The organism is Paenibacillus cucumis (ex Kampfer et al. 2016), from assembly GCF_019748695.1.
GTDB classification, from domain to species: domain Bacteria; phylum Bacillota; class Bacilli; order Paenibacillales; family Paenibacillaceae; genus Paenibacillus; species Paenibacillus polysaccharolyticus.
Map to the genome: position 1 here is coordinate 215,245 of NZ_JACLIC010000025.1, position 19,121 is coordinate 234,365.

The window sequence follows — 19,121 nt, forward strand, 5'->3', positions numbered from 1 at the left end:
CATCCATAAGAGAACTTTAAACACATATCAGATCCACGGCGAAGGGAGCAAGGGCATGAAAACAATGAAAGTAGGTATTATCGGCTGTGGTAAAATCAGCGGCATCTATATGGAGAACTGCCACCGTTTCGAGGTGCTTGAGCTGGTTGCGGTTGCCGACCTGGATCGGAATCGGGCAGAAGAGCAGGCTGCTGCATACAACGTTCCTAACGTATACACGGTTGACGAAATGTTTGCGAGTCCCGAGATCGAGCTGATCATCAATCTGACGATTCCTGCCGTACATGCTGAAGTATGCATACGTGCGCTGGAATCAGGCAAACACGTTTATGTCGAAAAACCGCTCGCGGTTACCCGTGAAGAAGGGCAGGCCGTACTTGAAACAGCGAAACGCAAAGGCCTGCTCGTAGGCTGTGCACCTGAAACCTTCTTCGGTTCAGGCATCCAGACAGCTCTACAGCTCGTAGAGGATGGTATGATCGGGAAGCCAGTAGCGGCAACAGCCTTCATGATGAGCCGAGGACATGAGTTCTGGCATCCTGATCCGGAATTCTATTATGCAAGCGGTGGAGGGCCGATGTTTGATATGGGGCCTTATTATCTGACCGCGCTTGTTCAATTGCTGGGACCCATTAAGTCCATTGCGGGAATGACGGGTAAAGCGATGACAGAGCGAACGATTACGAGTGAGAAAAAGAGAGGCCAGATCATCCCCGTTGACATTCCAACCCATGTCACAGGTCTGCTCCAATTTGAGCAGGGAGCCATCGGTACGCTGATTACAAGCTTTGATGTATTTGGCGGAAGTGCATTGCCCCCGATTGAGATTTACGGAACGCATGGCACGTTGCAAGTCCCTGACCCGAATACCTTCGGCGGCCCAGTGCGTTATCGTTTAATGGGTGAACATGAATGGACAGAGGCTCCGCTTCTTCCAGGATACCAGCAAAATACGCGGGGTATTGGCGTGGCTGATATGGCGTATGCTGTTCAAAGCGGTCGCGCACACCGGGCGAGCGGCGAGCTGGCCTACCACGTGCTTGAAGCCATGTGGGCTTTCCATGATTCTTCGGATGAGCAAACCTTTTACAAGATGCAGAGCACATGTCAACGTCCAGCGGCATTGCCAGTGAATCTGCCCCTATATACGCTGGATCAGTAAGAAAAGTATAAACTTTTCCCGGCATAAACAGAATTAAACGGCCTCTTTCCAGGAAACTGGGAAAGAGGCCGTTTTGTATACCAAGGGTATCGTGTGCCAAGTACACACTGCAGTGGTTACGGTTGTTTTATCTGACATTTAGCAAAATAAAATTATAATCAAGGCTCAAACCCAGCCTGACTAATATAGATCTCCTGTTCTGAAAAATGCGACTGTATTCGCTCTACAACGGTTTTGTAAGCATCCGGCTGATACCAGTGCTGCATTCCGATCTCCTGATAGAGAGCCTCCATCCCAAGTCTCCGTGTGCGCTTGCCTTCGCTACCGTCACCCATAAAATAGTCATCAATGCACACGCGCTGAACAAGCGGCCTCAGTATAGACGCAAACTGTTCACTGCTTGGCAACACAGGTGCAATGGCTACTTGAGTCGGGATGCCAGCTTCCCGTAGTAGTTTAAGTGCGTGTAAGCGACCTGCAATAGGTGGCGCAGAGGGGGTAAAGTGCTTCCTGATATCGTCTTGATCTGTCTCCACGGTCATGCTAACTCGCACACGTTCACCAAGTTTCTGCAGGACATCAATATCACGAGTAACCAGCGGACTTCGGGTCTGCACCAAAACAAAATCCGGCGGTTCAATCAGCATCGTTTCAAGCAATGAACGTGTGATTTGTTCCAGAGCTTCGACGGGTTGATACGGGTCGGTGCTGGACGACATGAATATTGTTATTTTTCCTTTCTTACGGGCTCGTTGCAATTCTTTGGCGAGAATACCGGAGGCTTCTTTTTTCACATCTACCCAGGTTCCCCAGTCTTCCGTACGAAATAAGTTGACAGGCATCTGTCTAACGTAACAGTAGGAACATCCGAAGGTGCAACCGGTATAAGGATTCAAGGTATGGGTGTAACCATTCAGGAAGCCCGTGCCTTTGTTTAATAACGTCTTGGGCACCTTGTAAGCCAATTGAGCCTTCATGAGCTGTCATGCCTTTCTCTGTAATGTGCAGGAGTAAATCCGGTGTGCTTACGAAAAACGGAAATGAAATAAGCCGGATTAGATATCCCTACTTGGCGTGCGATTTCGTTAATAGCTAGATGTGTACGTTTAAGAAGGGTTTGTGCTTCGCTGATACGTTTGGCTTGGATATATTGAACCGGAGTTTGGCCCGTAACGCGTTTGAACACCCGGTGCAGATGGTACGGACTCCCATGGCTAGCAACAGCAAGTACATCCAGCGTCAACGGTTCCATGTAGTGTTTCGCTATATACTCCGTAATCCCTTGAATCCACTCCTGGTCTGGAACGCGTTCTCCTGTAGGTTTACAGCGTTTGCACGGTCTGAACTTGTGAGCCAGCGCTTGTTCCGCATGACTGAAAATCAAGACATTGCCCGATTTGGGTGCTCTTGATTTGCACGAGGGTCGACAGAAAATACCTGTTGTTTGTACTGCGTAGAAAAACGTACCATCGTACGTGTGATCATTCTGGATTATTGCTTCCCAGTATTCATGGGGAATCCACGAAGACAGGGTATCATGTTGCTCTGTAGGTTTCATCAGGTTCACCTCTGCTTTAATTATACCCTGCATGATTGAGAAATGACGAAGTTTCGGATTGAAATCGCAAGATATCAATATTGTAACTATATCAGTTGAATAAAAGATATTTACCCGGAACACTGCGATGACAGAACAACCTGAAGAGTAGCGGTTATCCCCAGATTTTTTTGAAATTCCCTTTTACAAAGGGAAAATCCGGTGATAAAGGCGAAGCGTATGCTTTCGATGCTAGCTTTCTTACAGAAAGCTTTTAGCTTCGCTTTTCCAGGTTTTCTCTGTCCTCTCCGTGTCTGTGTAAATGAAAAGTTCAACTGATATAATGGAAAATACATGGTATTGAATCTTGCTACGGAAGGAATGAGATTTGCTCTTTCTTCATTCCTGCTGAAATATACGCTACAATGTACAGGATAGGTTATGAAGCAGAGATCATCTTATTATCTAACCATTGAACAAATATCCAACCCAATTACAAACATCAGTCATAGAAGAAAGAGGTAGATAAACATGGTTCGATTCGGTGTAGTAGGTACCAACTGGATTACGGAAAGGTTGCTGGAGTCTGCAGTTCAAGTGCAAGGCTTTCAGCTAACGGCGGTATATTCGCGGACAGAGGATAAGGCTAACGCATTTGCAGATCGGTATGATGCAGCCTATCGTTTTACGGATTTGGAAGAAATGGCAGCTAGTGATGCGCTGGATGCAGTGTATATTGCCACGCCGAATACACTGCATGCACAACAAGCGGAGCTTTTTCTGAAAAATGGCAAGCATGTACTGTGTGAGAAACCTCTTGCGGCTAACGCAGCAGAAGTACACAGTATGATCGAGACAGCTCGCAAACATGAGGTGTTACTGATGGAAGCGATGAAGTCCACTCTCGTTCCGGTTTTTAAAAGTGTAGAGCAGCATTTGCCTAAAATCGGCCCTGTTCGCAAGTACATAGCAGGTTATTCGCAGTATTCTTCGCGTTATGACAAGTACAAGGAAGGTATCGTATTAAACGCCTTTAAGCCTGAGCTCGCTAATGGGGCATTAATGGATCTGGGTGTATATTGTTTATATCCACTCATTACGTTATTTGGAGCACCGAACCAGGTTCAATCGCAAGCCATGATGCTGGAATCCGGCGTCGACGGGCAAGGCAGTGTATTGTTGAATTATGATGGAATGGATGCCGTCGTGACCTACTCCAAAATCTCCAATTCACATGTACCTAGCGAAATTATGGGTGAGCGCGGAAGTATCATCATCGACAAGATTGGATCGCCTGAACATGCAGAGCTTCGTTATAATGACGGGACGATTGAGGTACTTACGGTGGAACAGCCACATCCCGCGATGTATTATGAAGTGGAGGAGTTCGTGAATCTGGTGCAACAAGGAAAATTAGAATCCACTATGAACACGTACGAACGCTCCTATCAAACGATGAAGGTCATGGATCAGATCAGGCAACAGATTGGTCTTGTTTTTCCTAACGATTAAACGAGAGAGTTCGTATGAGAGGAAGTTAAAGAGATGAGCCGAGAAGAGCAGAGGATCGTGAACAATCAGCAGAGCGGAGAAGAACGGGAACGTTCGGAAGACATCATCAGGGACAATAAACACAGCAAACAGATGCATCAGCATGAAGAGAGCGGTCTGGAGCTGTCCCAGATTGTTTTTATAGGAAGAACGTTTGAGGAATACATGAGTATGTTTGATCTGACTACGGAGGAGCTTGCAGGCCAGAACATCCTGGATTGCCCTGGAGGTGCATGTTCCTTCAGTAGTCAGGCTCGGAAACATGGTGCTCATTCGGTAGCGGCAGATATCGTTTACCAGTATGACATGAATGAACTTGGAACGAAGGGGTTTCAGGACATTGAACATACGATGAAACAGATCCATGCTGTTCAAGGAAAGTATGTCTGGGATCAATTCGGAACGATTGAAGGGTTGAGGGAAGAACGATTGCGCGCCATTACGGATTGTGTGGAAGATATGAGGCATTATCCTGAATGTTACGTGGCCACGGTACTACCTGAGTTGCCTTTCAATGATGAGCAGTTTGATTTGACCTTATCCGCACATTTCTTATTTACCTATGCAGATCGGTTGAATTTTGATTTTCATGTTGGAACGTTGCTGGAGATGCTGCGTGTGACAAAGCATGAAGTACGTATTTTTCCCACCGTAGATCTGTCAGGCAAGCGTTACGAATATATGGATGAACTGAAGATATTTTTGGAAAAAAAGGGCTATCTTCTATCTGAAGTTAGAACGTCATATGAATTTCAGCGTAATGCCCATACGATGCTTCGGATAAGAAAGCCTTCACTTTAGACAGATTAAGATTGGAGGGAAACGAGATGAAAAAGGTTCTTATTCTTGGAGGTACACGTTTCTTCGGTAAACGACTTGTGGATCATCTGATCTGGGAAGGGAAGTCGGAGATCACGATTGCGACTCGTGGACAGACGGAGGTCGATTTTGGAGCGGAAGTGAAGCGAATCCGGATGGATCGGGAAGACCCTCAGTCTGTATTAGAGGTTGCACAGTCGGATGAGTGGGATGTCGTCTACGATAATATCTGTTACTCTCCGAATGAAGCCAAGGCTGCATGTGAAGCATTTGCCGGACGAACTAAAAGGTATGTGTTAACCTCTACACTTTCGGTGTATGGAGAACCAAGAGAAGGATTTGTGGAAACGGACTTTGATCCATATACGTATCCACTGCAGTACGGTAACAAGGAGGACTTTGCATACGGTGAAGGCAAACGGCTTGCCGAAGCTGTCTTTTTCCAAACGGCATCCTTCCCGGTAGCGGCCATGCGTATCCCTATTGTACTTGGTATCGATGATTATACGAGACGGCTTCATTTTCATATCAAACATGTACAACAAGGAAAACCGATAGGCATGCCGAATCCCGCTGCCGAGATTGGGTTTATTCATTCAACGGAAGCGGCAAGGTTCCTTGCTTGGCTTGGTAATGTGTCGTTAACTGGACCTGTGAATGCCGCGTCGAAGGGGGCGATTACACTCGCATCGATGATGCAGTTAATCGAAACGGTGACGGGCATGCAGGCTCAGATTCTGAAGCAAACCGTGGACGAAGATATGTCTCCTTTCGGGGTGCAGCAGTCATGGACGATGGACACAGCTAAAGCAGAGCATGCAGGGTATACATTTGAAACGCTTATGGACTGGTTTCCGGGTCTTGTGCGTGAGATCGCTCTTGCGCTACAGTCGGAACGATAATCACGCCAAGAGATGCACTTATCCGTTATAAGAGAGCCAATAGAGAGATACGCTTGTATTCAACTAAATGCTTAAATTGATCATTAGAAAAACAGGATGACCAGAGATACGATCTCGGGTACTTCCTGTTTTTTTTGTCTTTTTTCTCATACAAATATCACTTATATAAATTAAACTTTTCTTTTACACATTAACGAAGAGGGCAGAAAAAAACTGGAAAAGCGAAGCTAAAAGCTTTCTGTAAGAAAGCTAGCATCGAAAGCATACGCTTCGCCTTTATCACCGGATTTTCTCCTTTGGGAAAGGGAATCCCAAAAATCTGGGGATAACAGCTACCCTCAAGGTTATTCTGTCATCGGAGTGGACTGTGTAAAATCTCAAGTTCGATTTGTATAACATCAATTAGTAGGCGGAACAGAAGCGGATGTACGTATTCGCAGCTCGGAAGGTAAGATCATCGTTTCAGCGGCAGATGACAGTTTTCCTTCAATCCGGTCAATCAGCATCTGCATCCCTTGGTATCCGAATTCATAAGCAGGTTGTGCAATGACGGTCAGAAAAGGATCAAAGGCGGAAGCCAGATCAAGGTCATCGAAACAAACGACAGAGATATCCTCGGGTACTTTAAGCCCTCGTTTGCGGAGCAGACGGATCACTCCAATCGCCAGCATGTTATTGGCTGCAAAAATAGCTGTAGGCTGCTGTGACCTGGAGAGTAAACGTTCCAACCCTTCGTCATCACTAAAATCACGATAGCTTGTACGGAGTATAAGGGAAGGATCGGGTGTAATCCCTGCTTCCTGCAGTCCTTCGATATAACCATCCTCACGCAGTCTGGCAGTCGAAACTTCGGAAGACCCGTTGACCAGTGCAATGTGCTCGTGTCCAAGTTGAATAAGGTAACGTATGAGCTCTATTGCGCCTTCACGGCTGTCTCCGGCAATCACATCCGAAGTGATGCCGGGCACGATTCGATCCAGAAATACAAATGGAATGTTTCGAGCCTGCAACTGTTGCAGATGGGGGAGAGAGCGATCTCCTGCAGGTGCAAAGAGCACGCCATCTACCCGTGTCGACAGGATCGCCTCCACATACTCTTTTTCTTTTCGATAATCCTCGTCACTGTTACCAAATAAAACACGATAACCCCGAAGATGCGCAGCATCCTCGGCTCCACGGGCGAGCGTTGTATAGAAAGGATTGGTAATGTCCGTAATTAGCAAAGACAGCATATGAGTTCGCTGCAACACCAGACTTCGTGCATTGGAGTTAGGGATGTAGCCCAGTTCATCGATGACCTGCTGCACACGCTCACGTGTAGCCGTGCTGATGCGACCTGTGCGATTAATGACTTTGGAGACAGTCATCGCAGAGACATTTGCTTTTTTGGCAATATCATAGATTGTAATCAAATGGAATCGAACCTTTCCACAGCATAGTGCTTTCATTTTAAAGGATAATGGTGATTGACAGCAACATAGGAGCGTGGTAAGTTAGGGTTACCGATAACCCTGAAAGACATTCTACGATCTTAACTCGTTTTTAAATTGCTGGATTAAGCACTATTTTAATCTGATTTAAGAAGTACAGTTAAGAAAAATTGTTCTATAGGTTATTTCTGAAAATGATCTTTATAAATTCATTTTTTTGAGTCAACACATCAACCGTTCTCGTTATTTTTCGTGATGATTAATGAGAGTGGTTTATTTTTTTTAGATCTATGTAAACGTATTCAAAATTCAACGAGTGTGGTTATCGGCAAATGTCCACCAGGTAGTGTGATCTGATTTCTTTTTTCTTTTGTCGCTCATCGTTCAGTCAGAATATTCTCAATTCCACATGCATTTATTGAAATGCACTAAAAGGAGGACGTTCTCGCATGACTCATCAGGATTATCGTTATCAACAGCCTTTTCCCAAGATTGGTATTCGTCCCACAATAGATGGCAGACGCAAGGGTGTGCGTGAGTCGTTGGAAGAGCAAACGATGCGTATGGCAACGTCTGTAGCTGAGCTGATCTCATCCGAGCTTCGTTATGCCGACGGTTCTCCAGTCGAATGCGTGGTCGCGGAGACCTGTATCGGCGGTGTAGCCGAAGCAGCGGCCGCAGCGACATTGTTCAGCCGTTCGAATGTGGGTGTAACGATTACGGTAACGCCTTGCTGGTGTTATGGTACGGAAACGATGGATATGTCACCGTCTATACCAACGGCAATTTGGGGTTTTAACGGCACAGAGCGACCGGGAGCCGTATACTTGGCTGCCGTGCTATCTGCACATGCACAGAAGGGGATTCCTGCGTTCGGCATCTATGGTGAAGATGTGCAGGACGGCGGTGATACGACCATTCCAGATGATGTGCGTGACAAGCTGCTCCGGTTCAGCCGTGCTGGGCTTGCGGCGGCCACAATGAAGGGGCAGGCGTATTTGTCCATTGGCTCGGTGTCGATGGGGATTGCAGGTTCCATAGTGAATGATTCTTTTTTCCAGGAATATCTGGGCATGCGAAACGAATATGTGGATATGAGCGAATTGACGCGGCGGATCGAAGAAGAAATCTATGATCCTGAGGAATACGAGCGGGCACTTGCCTGGGTGAAGGATAATTGCAATGAAGGACCGGATAACAATCCGGAGCATCTTCAGTCTGATCGAAAACGTAAAGACGATGAGTGGGAGACCGTGGTTAAAATGACGCAAATCGTACGTGATCTGATGGCTGGTAATCCGAAGCTTGCTGCACTTGGATATGAAGAAGAGGCCATGGGACATCATGCCATTGTTTCGGGGTTCCAAGGCCAGAGGCAATGGACGGATCATGCCCCTAATGGAGATTTCCTGGAATCTATACTGAACTCCACGTTCGATTGGAATGGTAAACGTGCACCCTATCTTGTGGCAACGGAGAATGACAGTTTAAACGGTGTATCCATGTTGTTTGGCTCACTACTGACACAAACGGCTCAGATTTTTGCGGATGTACGGACGTATTGGAGCCCTGATTCAGTGAAACGGGTGACTGGACATCAACTGGAGGGGCACGCTGCAGCGGGCATTTTACATTTGATCAACTCCGGATCTGCTGCCCTTGATGGAACGGGGGAACAATCGAAGGATGGCAAGCCTGTTCTCAAACCTTTTTGGGATATCACGGATGAAGAGGTGCAGCATTGCCTGAAAGCGACCTCATGGAGACCGGCTTCCGTTGAGTATTTCCGTGGTGGAGGATACTCGGCTGACTTTTTGACCAAAGGCGGTATGCCTGTGACTATGACTCGTCTGAATCTTGTTAAGGGATTAGGACCCGTGCTACAGATCGCCCAAGGTTACACGGTGGATCTGCCGGAGCATGTTCATGACACGCTGGATCAGCGTACCGATCCCACATGGCCTTCGACCTGGTTTGCCCCAACTCTGACGGGTTCCGGAGCATTCACTTCGGTCTATGAGGTGATGAATCAGTGGGGAGCCAACCACGGTTCCATCTCGTACGGACATATTGGTGCAGATTTGATTACGTTAGCATCGATGTTACGCATCCCCGTAAATATGCACAATGTACCTGAGGCAGAAATTTTCCGTCCGCGTGCATGGGGGTTGTTTGGCACAAGTGAGCCGGAGGGAGCAGATTATCGCGCTTGTCATGTATTTGGACCGTTGTATCGTTGAAACGCTGAATTAAGGAGGCTTTCTTATGAGCAATCAGGCTGCAAATGTGCTTGCTGCTGATTTCGGTGCTGGCAGCGGTCGAGTCATACGGGGCGCTCTAGATGGACGCAGACTGACGCTACATGAGATGCATCGGTTTCCTAATGAGCCGGTTCAGCTTCGGGATGAATTGTACTGGGATTTCCTGCGTTTATTTTACGAGCTGAAACAAGGGATACGCAAAGGCGTTGAAGGTATGCCGGGACGGATACAATCCATTGCTGTGGATACCTGGGGCGTGGATTACGGACTGATTGATGGTGCGGGAAGATTGCGCTGCAATCCCCGTCATTATCGTGATGTACGTCATGCGAAATCGATGAACGATGTGCTTCAGATGCTCAATGAACAAGAGCTATATGCGATGTCAGGTGTGCTACCTCAGCAGATTAATACGATATTTCAGTTATTCGGTGAACTTCAGGACAGTGGGATCAATTCTAAAGATAGTACAATGAATCCCGATGCTGATACACGTCTATTATTCCTGCCGGACCTGTTTAACTATTATCTGTCTGGCGAGCAAGCATGCGAGTATACGATAGCAAGCACCAGTGGGTTGTTGCATAGCGGGGAAGTGAAATGGAATGAACCATTAATGAGCCGCCTCGGCTTACCTGTATCGTTATTTCCACGATTGGTTCACTCAGGGACTGTACTTGGTCATTTATCAGACGATCTGGTTAGAGAGCTACGCACCGGTCCCATGAAAGTTGTTTCCGTGGGATCACATGATACGGCTTCAGCACTGGCGGCGATCCCTGCGACTGAATCGAACTATGCATTTATTAGCTGTGGAACTTGGTCCCTTATGGGGGTGGAACGCGATTCACCTGTGTTAAGTGTGCAGGCTCTTAAGCTTGGATTTACGAATGAAGGAAGCGTGAATGGTAAGGTGAGAACGCTGAAAAATCGTTCAGGTCTGTGGTTGCTTCAGGAATGTAAACGTCAGTGGGAACGGGAAAATCGATTCTACTCCCACGAAGAGTTAGTCCAGCTTGCTGTATCAGCAGGTGCACATCAATCGGTGGTATCTCCGGGAGATGATGTTTTTATGAGCCCAGGAGATATGCCTAAACGAATCAGGCAATATTGCGAGCGCACTTTCCAACCGGTTCCCGAAACCGTAGGAGCCATCGTTCGCTGTATATTGGAAAGTCTGGCACTGGAGTTCAGGCAGACGCTGGATGAGCTTGAACAGATTACAGGCGTAAGGCCTCCTGTGATTCATATGGTTGGTGGCGGTGTCCACAATCGCCTGCTATGCCAGTTTACGGCGAACGCTACGGGTGTTCCGGTAATTGCTGGACCCGTTGAGGCATCTTCTGCGGGCAATTGCCTGCTCCAATATGTGGCTCTTGGTGAAGTAGGTGGTTTGTCCGAGATCCGTGACATTGTATCGGCCTCCTTCGATACGGAGATGTATACACCTCAAGATTCAGAGTGCTGGCAGGAAGCATATGGAAAGTACCAGCAATTCAACCAACGGAAACAACACCAGCAATAAAGGAGTGGGAGAAACATGTCTGAACAGCAGATTAGAGAAGAACTAACCAAATACGCCCGTAAGGCAGTAACTCAAGGACTTGTTGTCGGGCCGGGAGGTAACATTAGCGCACGATCAGGCAATACGATGCTTTTATCTCCAAGCGGGTTCGCGCTAGAGGAACTGGAGCCGGATGAATGGATCGCGATTGATATGGAGACAGGAGAGACACAAGCAGGAGCCAGCCGTCCTTCTTCTGAAGTCCTCATGCATCTGTTCAGCTATCGTGCTAACCCGGATATTCAGGCTATTGTGCATACGCACCCGGCTTATACGATAGCCCTAAGTCTTGTTTTTGACCATCTTCCGCACCTGTTTCCGGATCAGTCCGCCCTGGTTGGAGATATCGGATTTGTGCCTTACGTACTGCCAACGACCAAACTTCTCGCCGATGCTGTTGCTGCTAAGGTGACCGAACATTCTGCGCTTATTCTCGTCAATCACGGTCTGGTTACGACAGGCAAAAATCTGCGCGAAGCCTATTACCGTACACAAGTGGTAGAGGAAAGTGCCAAGGTGTATATGATTGCCAAGGCCGCAGGCGAACCTAAAATTTTGACTGACGCAGAATATAAAGAGATTCAATCCCTTGAAAGTGAAGCTTATCGAGTTCAGCTACTACAGCAACTTAAATCTTGATCTGGTTGGATATTAAAACAGGATAGTTTCTGCAGTCGTAAGGGAAGAATTTCAAAGATATGAGATTCGTCAAAATATGACATGAGGATAAGCAAATGATTCCCTTTTTCTCGACAACTATTGCATTACCTGAAATACCGAGTATAATACTGGGTAAATAGAACGAAAAGGGGATGCAATAAACGATGAAAACATATGCTGAATTGAACTCTCTTCTTGTTGACGATTATCTGGATCTCCTGAACATTGCAAAACAACTTGGTGATGACGAATGGAAAGACGCTATTCTGCAAGCATTGAAGGAAGAAGTCGATGCGAACCATCACGTGGATTCTACCGAAGTACGGCAGGATCTTTGGAACCAGTTTGAAGACATCAACGAACAGATGCATGAATTGTTGCTACAATTAAAACAAGCCGAACATCCTGAAGAAAAAGAACAGATTATCGAGTTAATCTGGGGACTGAAAATAGACCGCCATGCGATTACTCGCAAGCTTGAAACGATGAGCCGTGCCAGTGCCGGGGCGCACAAAGGCTGAGCATTAATATAAGTTATACAACACTGTTATACAGTGCAGATTTACATGAAAAACCCGCATCAACCCTAGAATTATGCTCTAGGGCTGTGATGCGGGTTTTATTTATCATGGCGGACGATCGTTGGTACTGGTTACGGCTGTTTGGCTCGTTCTATCTTACTTAGAACTGCTTGGCAAAACGCTGCGCTTCTTCAATCCCTTTCTGTTTGATCTCCTCTGCACGATCCTTGAACTGGTTATGACCTTCAACAAAGATGCCATCCAGCTTCGGTACACCTAGAAATGACATGATGATACCCAAATAACGATGTCCCGACTCCATCTGAGCCGCTGGTCCTTCGGAGTAGACACCGCCACGGGCTTGAATGTGTAATGCTTTTTTATCCGTCAGAAGTCCTACCGGACCTTGCTCTGTATAACGAAACGTTTTGCCTGCTACACATATGGAATCAATATATGCTTTAAGTACTGGCGGGAAGGAGAAGTTCCACAGCGGTGAAACGAATACATATTTGTCTGCATTCGCGAACTGGTCAGATAGTTCATTCAGCCGTTGTACCTTGGACTGTTCTTCAGAGCTCAGGTCGCCTCCAGTTTGCAGCTTGCCCCATCCACTGAATACGTCCGCATCGATATGTGGGATATTGGAACGGTACAGATCGAGATGAATGATTTCGTCTGAGGCATGACTTTCTTTGTACGCATCAATAAACGCTTTGCCGGCAGCCATACTGAATGAAGTTTGATGATCATGCGGATGGGCAGTAATATACAATAAAGTAGACATAACTTGGTATCCTCACTTTCCAATGTAGGTTGATTTTTGGCTCCATATTTCTCAAGAAACAGCTCCAGTGACTGGAGTAGTATGGGCTGCGATGTTATTTTTTATTCGTCCGTTCGGGTAAAAGACGGGTAAGTTGGTCATTGAGGAAGTGAAGGTAGCATGTATTCTGACTTTTGGCAAAATATAGTGATGGAAACTTTAATATATGTATAATATATAAGAACAAGTATTGTAGCGAAATGAGCTTTATGCGTACAAGTTCAGCCAGCTATATACCAGAAGTTGAGGCCAAACGTTTTATTTTATTTTCCAACGATAATAAGATGAGTGAGATGAATGCACATGGGAATGGACTTGGAGAAACAGCGATTAAGCATTGAAGCGGCAAAATTGTATTATCAGTCCGATTACAGCCAGCAGGATATTGCCTCAAGACTGGGCGTATCACGCCCTACCGTGTCGAGGCTTCTTCAATATGCCAAAGACCGAGGGTACGTGCGCATTGAAATCATGGACCCGCTGGAGGATATTGATATTATCGGCGGGGAACTGAAAGCCAAATACAATCTGGAGACCGCTCTGGTATGTTTTGCACCCTTGAAGAGTGATGAGGAGATTCAGAAGCATATAAGCAAGAGAGCTGCGGACTATTTGCAGGACACCGTGCAGGATGCGGACATTATCGGTGTGACATGGGGAACAACAATGCATGCGGTCGCACGTCAACTCAGACCCAAGCAGGTGAAAGGCGTAGAAGTGGTACAGCTTAAAGGGGGCGTAAGTCACTCCCATATAAACACCTATGCCGCGGATATTGTTCATCTGTTTGCGGAAGCGTTTCATACGGTTCCCAGGTATCTGCCGCTTCCGGTGATCTTCGATAATATTGAAGTGAAAAAAATGGTCGAGGCAGACCGTCACATTGGACGCATTGTTGAGCTGGGAAGACAGGCGAACATCGCCATATTTACGGTAGGAACCGTGAAAGAGGATGCACTTCTGTTCAAGCTGGGATATTTTAACGAACAAGAGCAGGAGCTTCTGATGAAGTCTGGTGCAGGTGACATTTGTTCACGTTTTTTTGATGCGGAAGGGCACTTGATCAGTGAGGAGATTAACAGCAGAACGGTCGGGATTGATTTGGCTGAATTAAGAAACAAGGAGAAATCCATTCTCGTGGCTGGGGGCGGGCGCAAAATTGAAGCGATTCATGCGGCTCTGAAAGGCCAGTATGCCAACATTTTGGTTACGGATCAATACACAGCGCAGGCATTGCTTCGTTTATAGGAAAGCGAATAGATGGGTTACCCAACCCATATGGCTGCTATTCTTGTCACCTGCACAACTTCATATTAAGTTCAACAGTGACAACATCTGCCATGACATCCGGGCGGATGTTTTACTATGTAAGGCGGAAAATAAACACGGAACAAGTAATATTTCCTCATGGCGTAACACAAAGTTCACTTTTTGATCCACAAATGATGAATGAACGAATGTTCAAGTTGATTTTTACATATGTTCATGATAGTGTAAGGATATAAGTTCACCAGTTCAGATAAGGGAGAGATTTCAATTGACTACACCACAATTAGCCAAAATGATCGACCACACGCTGCTTCGTGCAGACGCAACTCGTAACGAGCTTACCAAGCTGACGGAAGAAGCGAAGCAGTACCAATTTGCATCGGTATGTGTGAATCCGGGCTGGGTATCTTACGCTGCAGAGCAACTTCAAGGCACTGGCGTAGATATCTGTACAGTTATTGGTTTCCCTCTGGGGGCGTCAACTTCGGAAACAAAGGCATTTGAAACGAAAGATGCTATTGCTAAAGGGGCAACAGAAGTTGATATGGTCATCAATATTAGCGCACTGAAAGACGGCAAAGATGATGTTGTAGAGCAGGACATTCGTGCTGTTGTCGAAGCTGCGGCAGGTACATTGGTGAAAGTAATTATTGAAACTTGTCTGTTGACAGATGATGAAAAAGTACGTGCGTGTCAAGCGGCTGTCAGAGCCGGAGCAGATTTTGTGAAAACATCAACTGGTTTCTCCACAGGTGGGGCAACTCCGGAAGATATCGCCCTGATGCGTCGTACCGTTGGTCCGGACGTAGGGGTTAAAGCATCCGGCGGCGTGCGCAGTCTGGAAGATATGCAGAAAATGATTGAAGCAGGGGCAACTCGAATCGGAGCAAGCTCTGGCGTGAAAATCATGCAGGGCGGCCAGTCCACTTCTTCTTACTAAAATGAGTTATTCTCCTGAACTCTGCCTGAGATACATGACAGGGTTCAGGGCCATTTTTCACTTGAACATGAAACGTAATATATCCTGTTGTTTGTAAGCGCTTTATAAAATTTCTGAAATCATATGTTATGAAATGACACAAAATAAGATTCAGTAACCCTTTGAGCAGTTTATACAACGGGATTAACGACCTTCAAAGGAGAGATCACATGAAATACCTTATTGCCATCCTTGGCTTACTCGTTGTTTTTGGACTGGCTTATATCGCCAGTAACGGAAAGAAACAGATTCGATACCGACCGCTTGCGGTAATGATTGTTTTACAGATTATATTGGCTTACGCTTTGCTGAATACGGAAGTGGGAACATGGCTGATTGGCGGATTTTCCACCGTATTTAAGAACTTGCTTGATTATGCAGCCGAAGGGATCACCTTTGTTTTCGGCGGTTTGATCAACATTGGAGCAGAAGGCGGGAGCGGTCCGTTTTTCCTGACTGTGCTAATGCCGATTGTGGTCATCTCTGCCTTAATTGGTATCCTGCAGTATATCCGAATCTTACCTTTTGTTATAAAATATATTGGTCTGGTATTAAGCAAAGTCAACGGAATGGGCAAACTGGAATCATATAACGCGGTTGCTTCTGCCATTTTGGGGCAATCTGAAGTGTTCATCTCGGTGAAAAAACAAATCGGGCTACTGCCGAAACATCGGCTGTACACCCTCTGTGCATCAGCAATGTCCACGGTATCGATGTCCATTGTCGGCGCCTATATGACAATGATTGAACCGAAATATGTAGTGACAGCGCTTGTGCTTAACCTTTTCGGCGGTTTTATCATTGCTTCCATCGTCAATCCGTATCGGGTTACGGCGGAAGAAGATATATTGGAAGTGCGGGAAGAAGAGAAACAATCGTTCTTCGAAATGCTGGGAGAATACATTCTGGACGGATTCAAAGTAGCAATTGTCGTAGCGGCGATGCTGATCGGTTTTGTCGCCCTGATTGCCTTGATTAACGGAATCTTTAGCGCTGTAATCGGTATTTCGTTCCAGGAACTGCTTGGGTATGTGTTTGCACCTTTTGCCTTTGTTATGGGTGTCCCTTGGAAAGAAGCGATTCAGGCAGGCAGTATTATGGCTACCAAAATGGTGTCCAACGAATTTGTTGCGATGCTGAGTTTGAGCGAGCAAACGGCATTGTCTGCCAGAACAACAGGAATCGTATCCGTCTTCCTCGTATCCTTCGCCAACTTCTCCTCTATCGGTATTATTGCCGGTGCGGTAAAGGGACTTCATGAGAAACAGGGTAATGTGGTGGCCCGCTTCGGTCTGAAGCTGCTTTACGGTGCATCGCTGGTCAGCGTGCTGTCTGCGATCATCACTGGACTGTTTTTGTAATTCGGATTATATGGAAGCTGGAAGGAGTGCTTAAGTTATGTCAACATTCAAAAGAGTACATCTGATCGTTATGGATTCTGTAGGAATCGGCGAAGCGCCGGATGCAGCAGAATTCGATGACTTTAACGTCGATACGTTGGGTCACATTGCACGTGAACGTGGTGGTCTGAACATGCCGAATATGGCAAGTCTCGGACTGTCCAACATTGAACCAATCCAAGGTATCCCTGTCGCGGATAAACCTAAAGCGTATTACACCAAAATGCAGGAAGCTTCCCGAGGCAAAGACACGATGACAGGTCACTGGGAGATCATGGGCTTATACATTGATACACCTTTCCGTGTGTTCGAGAATGGCTTCCCGGATGAGTTAATTCAGCGCATTGAAGAGAAAACGGGCCGTAAGGTCATTGGTAACAAACCAGCCAGCGGCACGGAAATTTTGGATGAACTGGGTGCGGAACATGTTGAAACAGGCGCGCTGATCGTATACACCTCAGCTGACTCTGTCCTGCAAATTGCAGCGCATGAAGACGTTGTACCTTTGAAAGAACTGTATGAGATCTGTGAGTTCTGTCGTGAAATCACGCTTGAAGACCCGTACATGCTTGGTCGCATTATTGCCCGTCCGTTCGTAGGTGAAGCGGGGAACTGGAAACGTACGGCGAACCGTCATGACTACGCGCTCAAACCATTTGGACGCACGGTGATGAATGAATTGAAAGATGGCGGTCTGGATGTGATTGCTTTGGGTAAAATCTCTGACATTTATGACGGTGAAGGGGTAACGAAAGCTGTTCGTACTGTGTCCAATATGGATGGGATGGACAAGTTGTCTGAGACGCTGGACGAAGAGTTCACTGGACTCAGCTTCCTGAACCTGGTGGATTTTGATGCATTATATGGTCACCGCCGTGATCCACAAGGTTATGCGCAAGCCCTTGAAGATTATGATGCACGTTTACCTGAGATTTTTGCGAAAATGACAAACGATGATCTGCTGTTGATTACAGCTGACCATGGTAACGATCCAACCTACCGCGGCACAGATCATACGCGTGAATATGTACCACTGCTGGCTTACTCCCCGCGTTTCAGCGAGGGTAAAAAGCTTGAACTACGTAGCACGTTTGCCGATCTCGGTGCAACCGTGGCAGATAACTTTGGTGTGAAATTACCGGAGTATGGCAAAAGTTTCTTGAATGAGTTGAAGTAAATTGCGTTCAGACGCGGATGTAATAACTTGAAACCAACAAGACTCGACATCAAGAACTCAAGGTTATCTATCGTAACAAAGATCATCTATATCGGAGGAGATTACACATGAGTACACATATCGGAGCAAAACCAGGAGATATCGCAGAAACGATCCTTTTGCCAGGAGATCCGCTACGCGCCAAATACATTGCTGACACGTATCTGGAAGACGTTGTTTGTTACAACGAAGTTCGTGGCATGCTCGGTTTCACAGGTACATATCAAGGTCACCGGATTTCGGTGCAAGGTTCGGGCATGGGGATTCCATCCTTCGCAATCTATGCGAACGAGCTGATTAGCGAATATGGCGTAAAAAACTTGATTCGTGTAGGTACTTGCGGAGGAATGCAGGAGCATGTACGTGTACGTGATGTGATCCTTGCTCAAGCAGCTTGTACCGATTCCAGCATGAACAAACATGTTTTCGGTGGATACGACTTCTCACCAATTGCAACGTTCTCGTTGTTGAAAGAAGCCTATGACCGTGCCACTGCAAAAGGCATGAAAATCCACGTAGGTAACGTATTTAGCTCCGATTCCTTCTATCGCGATGACCGTTCCGTGACAGAGAAATTGATGAAACACGGCGTGCTTGGCGTGGAGATGGAAACAACAGCGCTTTACACGATTGCCGCGAAATTTGGCGTGAACGCTTTGACAATCCTGACCGTAAGTGATCACTTGCTGACAGGCGAAGAAACATCAGCTGAAGAGCGTCAAAAAACATTTAACGACATGATGGTTGTGGCTTTGGATACAGCAATTACACTGTAAACATATCGAAACTGGTGTTGAAGCATGGAGTGGAGGAACCGGAATCGATTCTGGAGAAGCAAAGCGTGCGCCTTTGTCTCCGAATTTTAACCATGGAAATGGGTGATCAGAGAAATTTGGAGACAACAGCGATCGAAAGAACGATCCGGGTCCGTAACGGTCCCGCTCAACGGTATACCATAAAAATAATCCCTAATGATTGTATCGAAACTAGTGTTGAAGCATGGAGTGGAGGAACCGGAATCGAT

General features: G+C 46.4%; 17 protein-coding genes. 13 read left to right on the forward strand and 4 right to left on the reverse strand.

Going from position 1 to position 19,121, the window contains the following annotated elements:
- Positions 1-55 precede the first annotated feature (55 nt).
- Positions 56-1,162: a Gfo/Idh/MocA family protein gene (locus H7T88_RS17240; RefSeq protein WP_221789490.1), complete on the forward strand. Its 1,107-nt coding sequence runs from the start codon at positions 56-58 to the stop codon at positions 1,160-1,162.
- Positions 1,163-1,320: 158 nt separating this feature from the next.
- Here H7T88_RS17240 and H7T88_RS17245 read toward each other — a convergent pair whose 3' ends face one another.
- Both H7T88_RS17245 and H7T88_RS17250 read right to left on the reverse strand, forming a co-directional pair.
- On the reverse strand, positions 1,321-2,139 hold the full coding sequence (locus H7T88_RS17245) for an SPL family radical SAM protein (protein ID WP_221789491.1): 819 nt from the start codon (positions 2,137-2,139) through the stop codon (positions 1,321-1,323).
- Positions 2,136-2,720 carry a bifunctional transcriptional activator/DNA repair enzyme AdaA gene (locus H7T88_RS17250; protein ID WP_221789610.1) on the reverse strand — a complete coding sequence of 195 codons (585 nt, stop codon included), beginning with the start codon at positions 2,718-2,720 and terminating at the stop codon, positions 2,136-2,138. The genes H7T88_RS17245 and H7T88_RS17250 overlap by 4 nt, the downstream gene beginning before the upstream one ends.
- Before the next feature lie 510 nt (positions 2,721-3,230).
- Here H7T88_RS17250 and H7T88_RS17255 point away from each other — a divergent pair.
- The 3 genes from H7T88_RS17255 to H7T88_RS17265 are packed head-to-tail and all read left to right on the forward strand — an operon-like array spanning position 3,231 to position 5,971.
- Positions 3,231-4,211 carry a Gfo/Idh/MocA family protein gene (locus H7T88_RS17255; protein WP_221789493.1) on the forward strand — a complete coding sequence of 327 codons (981 nt, stop codon included), beginning with the start codon at positions 3,231-3,233 and terminating at the stop codon, positions 4,209-4,211.
- A gap of 33 nt (positions 4,212-4,244) precedes the next feature.
- Positions 4,245-5,051 (forward strand): SAM-dependent methyltransferase, encoded by an 807-nt coding sequence (locus H7T88_RS17260; protein WP_312027631.1) that lies wholly within the window; start codon positions 4,245-4,247, stop codon positions 5,049-5,051.
- Positions 5,052-5,077: 26 nt separating this feature from the next.
- On the forward strand, positions 5,078-5,971 hold the full coding sequence (locus H7T88_RS17265) for an NAD-dependent epimerase/dehydratase family protein (protein WP_221789496.1): 894 nt from the start codon (positions 5,078-5,080) through the stop codon (positions 5,969-5,971).
- Between the two features lie 398 nt (positions 5,972-6,369).
- On the opposite strand, the gene H7T88_RS17270 is transcribed toward H7T88_RS17265, so the two are convergent.
- Positions 6,370-7,383, reverse strand: coding sequence for a LacI family DNA-binding transcriptional regulator (locus H7T88_RS17270; protein ID WP_221789498.1), 1,014 nt, complete (start codon positions 7,381-7,383; stop codon positions 6,370-6,372).
- A gap of 467 nt (positions 7,384-7,850) precedes the next feature.
- Here H7T88_RS17270 and H7T88_RS17275 point away from each other — a divergent pair, with 467 nt between their 5' ends.
- From H7T88_RS17275 to H7T88_RS17290, 4 genes are all read left to right on the forward strand, one after another.
- On the forward strand, positions 7,851-9,641 hold the full coding sequence (locus tag H7T88_RS17275) for an L-fucose isomerase (RefSeq protein ID WP_221789500.1): 1,791 nt from the start codon (positions 7,851-7,853) through the stop codon (positions 9,639-9,641).
- A 25-nt stretch (positions 9,642-9,666) separates the two neighbouring features.
- Positions 9,667-11,187, forward strand: a complete 1,521-nt coding sequence (locus H7T88_RS17280; RefSeq protein WP_221789502.1) for a rhamnulokinase — start codon at positions 9,667-9,669, stop codon at positions 11,185-11,187.
- Positions 11,188-11,202: 15 nt separating this feature from the next.
- Complete coding sequence (locus tag H7T88_RS17285; RefSeq protein ID WP_090924843.1) at positions 11,203-11,865, forward strand: class II aldolase/adducin family protein; 663 nt, start codon at positions 11,203-11,205, stop codon at positions 11,863-11,865.
- A 185-nt stretch (positions 11,866-12,050) separates the two neighbouring features.
- Complete coding sequence (locus H7T88_RS17290) at positions 12,051-12,407, forward strand: hypothetical protein (protein WP_221789504.1); 357 nt, start codon at positions 12,051-12,053, stop codon at positions 12,405-12,407.
- A 160-nt stretch (positions 12,408-12,567) separates the two neighbouring features.
- Here H7T88_RS17290 and H7T88_RS17295 read toward each other — a convergent pair whose 3' ends face one another.
- Positions 12,568-13,194, reverse strand: a complete 627-nt coding sequence (locus H7T88_RS17295) for an FMN-dependent NADH-azoreductase (RefSeq protein ID WP_154890361.1) — start codon at positions 13,192-13,194, stop codon at positions 12,568-12,570.
- 348 nt (positions 13,195-13,542) lie between these two features.
- Here H7T88_RS17295 and deoR point away from each other — a divergent pair, with 348 nt between their 5' ends.
- The 5 genes from deoR to deoD all read left to right on the forward strand — a co-directional run bounded on the left by deoR (position 13,543) and on the right by deoD (position 18,873).
- Entirely contained in the window at positions 13,543-14,481 is a 939-nt protein-coding gene (gene deoR, locus H7T88_RS17300; protein WP_090924853.1) for a DNA-binding transcriptional repressor DeoR, read from the forward strand.
- A gap of 313 nt (positions 14,482-14,794) precedes the next feature.
- Positions 14,795-15,442, forward strand: coding sequence for a deoxyribose-phosphate aldolase (gene deoC / locus H7T88_RS17305; RefSeq protein WP_154958012.1), 648 nt, complete (start codon positions 14,795-14,797; stop codon positions 15,440-15,442).
- A 209-nt stretch (positions 15,443-15,651) separates the two neighbouring features.
- Entirely contained in the window at positions 15,652-16,842 is a 1,191-nt protein-coding gene (locus H7T88_RS17310; RefSeq protein ID WP_090924846.1) for a NupC/NupG family nucleoside CNT transporter, read from the forward strand.
- A gap of 37 nt (positions 16,843-16,879) precedes the next feature.
- On the forward strand, positions 16,880-18,058 hold the full coding sequence (gene deoB, locus H7T88_RS17315) for a phosphopentomutase (RefSeq protein ID WP_154890359.1): 1,179 nt from the start codon (positions 16,880-16,882) through the stop codon (positions 18,056-18,058).
- 107 nt (positions 18,059-18,165) lie between these two features.
- The gene (deoD, locus tag H7T88_RS17320) at positions 18,166-18,873 is read left to right on the forward strand and encodes a purine-nucleoside phosphorylase (protein WP_056691414.1); all 708 of its coding nucleotides are present in this window, start codon (positions 18,166-18,168) and stop codon (positions 18,871-18,873) included.
- Positions 18,874-19,121: the final 248 nt, after the last annotated feature.